The following is a 3,199-nucleotide window of genomic DNA, read 5'->3' as shown; positions in this document are numbered from 1 at the left end:
ATGGCCAACTCGTCGCAGTCGATGCGGTCATGGTACAAGAGAAGCCAGCGGGCCGTACGCTGCGTCACCGATTGGAGGAGGTTGGAGGCGATCGTCTCCGCCATCTGCATGACGAAAGCCGACGCATAGCGCAGAAGAACCTCACGCAATGTGCGGCTAGCGTTAAGGGCTTCATGCAGGTGGGAGGCGCTGATTTCCAGGGCCGTTGCGTCAGGGCCGCGGGCGACGACCTCATGAGGCCAGCGATCGTTGCCCATCAACGCGGGCCATCCTGCAAAGCCCTCCCGTCCCAGTAGCCCCACGGCGACACGGCGCTCGTCGGGCAGCACATTCAAGAAACCAGCGATGCCACCCTCTGGAAAGCAGACGAGGTCGATCGCGGCGCCGCTTTCGCCCAACCGACTCCCATTGATCATATCAACACGTCGGAGATGCGGTCTCAGCAAAGCATAAGCATCGTCAGGCAAGGCGCGAAGCAGCAGGTTGCCGACATCTGTCTGCGGTGGGCCGCCAAGGCCGATAGCCTGCTTCTGCAGTCGCAGATTATGGTCCATCGCGATTTGCCCCTACCGCGCCCGCTTGCGCACGCTGCCGTACCGAAACCAGCTGCGACATAATCCGTTCATCACCGGGCATCACCAGGGAAGGCGTTCATGGTCCAATCTATTCGCGCGACCGCAAGCTTGCTTGCGGCGGCGCTGCTAGGCACGACCTCGGTCGCCGTTGCGCAATCGACGCCGTCACCCAACGCTGCGCCGCCCCCCGTGCCGCCCGCGGTCGCCGCGCAGCCGCCCAAGGCCGCGCCGGACATGCAGGCGGTGCTGGACGCGCTCGCCGCACTCGGCCCCAAGCCGATTGAGACGCTGACCCCCGTCAAGGCGCGCATTCAGCCCGGTTTCCCCGACGCGCTTCACGCAGCCATGCGCCGCCAGGGCCAGTCCACCGCACCCGATCCCGCGGTCACCACGCAAGACCTGCCTTACGGGTCTGACCCGATGCAGTACGCGCGGGTGTATCGGCCAGCGGCCGGTGGGGCCGACCTGCCGGTGATCGTCTACTACCATGGCGGCGGCTGGGTGATCGCCGACGTCAACGCGTACGACGCAGCGCCGCGGCTGATGGCCAAGCAGCTGAACGCCATCGTCGTGTCCGTCGAGTACCGACATGCGCCCGAGGCCAAGTTCCCGGCGCAGCACGAGGACGCGGTGGCGGCCTATCGCTGGACGCTGCAGAACGCCGCCAGCTGGGGCGGAGACGCCGGCCGGATCGCGTTCGCCGGCGAGAGCGCGGGCGGCAATCTAGCCGTCGCGACTGCAATCTACGCGCGCGACAACAACTTGCCCGCGCCGGTCCACATCCTGGCGGTCTATCCGATCGCAAACAGCGCCATGGAGCTTCCCTCCCGGCGAGACGCGGCCAACGCCAAGCCGCTGAACGCCGCCATGCTGAAGTGGTTCGGCTATTACTATACGAGCAGCATGGCCGACATGCAGGACCCGCGGCTGAACCTGGTCGGGGCCAACCTGCGCGGACTGCCCCCCACCACCATCGTCAACTCGCAGATCGACCCGCTCCGCTCAGACGGCGAGACGCTGGCGGCGGCGATGCGCGCGGCCGGTGACCGTGTCGAGCAACGCACCTTTCCAGGCGTGACCCACGAGTCCTTCGGCATGGGGAAGGTGGTGCGCGGCGCCTACGACCAGGAGACCTATGCGATCGCGCGGCTCAAGACCGCCTTCGCCCGCTGAGCCCCGCAGGAGATCACAAGATGAAGACCGCCCTTATCGCCCTGTCGCTGCTCGCCGCCACACCGGCTGCCGCGCAGGTCATGACGCCCGCCGAGTACGTGAAGACGGCCGGCGCGAGCGACCTCTACGAGCGCCAATCGAGCCAGATCGTGCTGCAGACCACGCAAGATCCCAAGGTTCGCCAGTTCGCCGAGCAGATGATCGCCGAGCACACGAAGAGCACCGCCGACGTGAAGGCGGCCGCCGCCCGCTCGCGCGTGGCCGCAGCGCCGCCCAAGCTGATGCCCGCACAAGTCGAGCTGATCGCCGAGCTCCGCGCCGAGAGCGGGCCCGCGCGCGACGCGACCTACATCGCCCAGCAGAAGACGTCGCACAACCAGGCGCTGGACGTGCAGAAGGCCTACGCGGTCGAGGGCGGCGCGCCCTCGCTTAAGGCGGCCGCCGGCAAGATCGTGCCCGTGGTGCAGAGCCACATCGCCATGCTGATGGCGATGTAGCCCTGTCACGGCGGGTCTGACGGATGCGGACGATCGACGCGGGCGACCTCTTGGTCGCTCTGGAGGAACAAGGGCCGGAGGACGGCGAGGCCGTGCTGCTGCTGCACGGCTGGCCGGACGACGCCTCCACCTGGGACGGGGTGGCGCCCGTCCTTGCTGCGTCTGGACTGCGAGTGCTCGTGCCCTCGCTCAGGGGCTTCGGCGGAACGCGGTTCCGCGATGACGCGGCCCCACGCTTGGGCAACAGCGGCGTCCACGCCCTGGACATGATCGCGCTGGCGGACGCGCTCGGCCTCGAGCGGTTCGCGGTGGTTGGCCACGACTGGGGCTCGAACATCGCGGAGGCGCTGGCGGTGGGCTGGCCCGAGCGGGTCGAGCGGATCGCGATGCTGTCGACGCCGCCGCGCCTCGGCGGCATGCCGACGCCGCCGTTCGAGCAGGCGCAGCTCTACTGGTATCACTGGTTCATGGCGACGCCGCGCGGCGAGAAGGCGGTGCGCGACGACCCCCACGGCTTCGCGCACATCCACTGGGAGAACTGGGCGCCCAAGGGCTGGTTTGACGAGGCCGTGTTCCGCAGGGTCGCCCGCGCCTTCGACAACCCCGACTGGGTGGACGTGACGCTGCACAGCTACCGCTCGCGCTGGGAGAACGCCGCTCCCGATCCACGAAGCGAGTGGCTCGAGACGAAGATCAAGACCACGACGACGCTGTCGCTGCCGACCCTATTCATCAAGGGCGACGTCGACGGCGTGACGCGGCAGGAGAGCTTCGCGCCTATTCCCAAGAAGTTCGACGGCCCGTTCGAGATGGTCGGCCTGCCCGGGGTCGGCCACTTCCCCCAACGCGAGGCGCCGCGGGACGTGGCCGCGCTGCTGACCGGCTTCCTGAACGGAGAACGACTTTGACGATGAAGTCCTGGCTGGCCGCGGGGGCGCTGGCGCTCACGGCCGC

Annotated in this window: 4 protein-coding genes; 3 read left to right on the top strand and 1 reads right to left on the bottom strand. The window is 68.3% G+C overall.

What is annotated here, in order from left to right; translation table 11 throughout:
• The coding region (locus HUV01_RS14200) for a Crp/Fnr family transcriptional regulator (RefSeq protein WP_174298861.1) at positions 1-554 on the bottom strand (554 nt) is incomplete at its 3' end.
• 99 nt (positions 555-653) lie between these two features.
• Between HUV01_RS14200 and HUV01_RS14195 the strand changes: the two genes are divergently transcribed.
• From HUV01_RS14195 to HUV01_RS14185, 3 genes are read left to right on the top strand one after another with little or no spacing between them, the layout of a single operon-like run.
• The gene (locus HUV01_RS14195) at positions 654-1,748 is read left to right on the top strand and encodes an alpha/beta hydrolase (protein ID WP_174298860.1); all 1,095 of its coding nucleotides are present in this window, start codon (positions 654-656) and stop codon (positions 1,746-1,748) included.
• Between the two features lie 20 nt (positions 1,749-1,768).
• Positions 1,769-2,245: a DUF4142 domain-containing protein gene (locus HUV01_RS14190; protein ID WP_254606691.1), complete on the top strand. Its 477-nt coding sequence runs from the start codon at positions 1,769-1,771 to the stop codon at positions 2,243-2,245.
• Between the two features lie 23 nt (positions 2,246-2,268).
• Positions 2,269-3,153: an alpha/beta fold hydrolase gene (locus HUV01_RS14185; protein ID WP_174298859.1), complete on the top strand. Its 885-nt coding sequence runs from the start codon at positions 2,269-2,271 to the stop codon at positions 3,151-3,153.
• Positions 3,154-3,199: the final 46 nt, after the last annotated feature.

This window comes from Sphingomonas bacterium (assembly GCF_903643035.1).
Lineage (GTDB): Bacteria > Pseudomonadota > Alphaproteobacteria > Sphingomonadales > Sphingomonadaceae > Sphingomonas.
The sequence above is the reverse complement of the archived record's forward strand: the minus strand, read 5'-3'. Positions and strand labels throughout refer to the sequence as shown.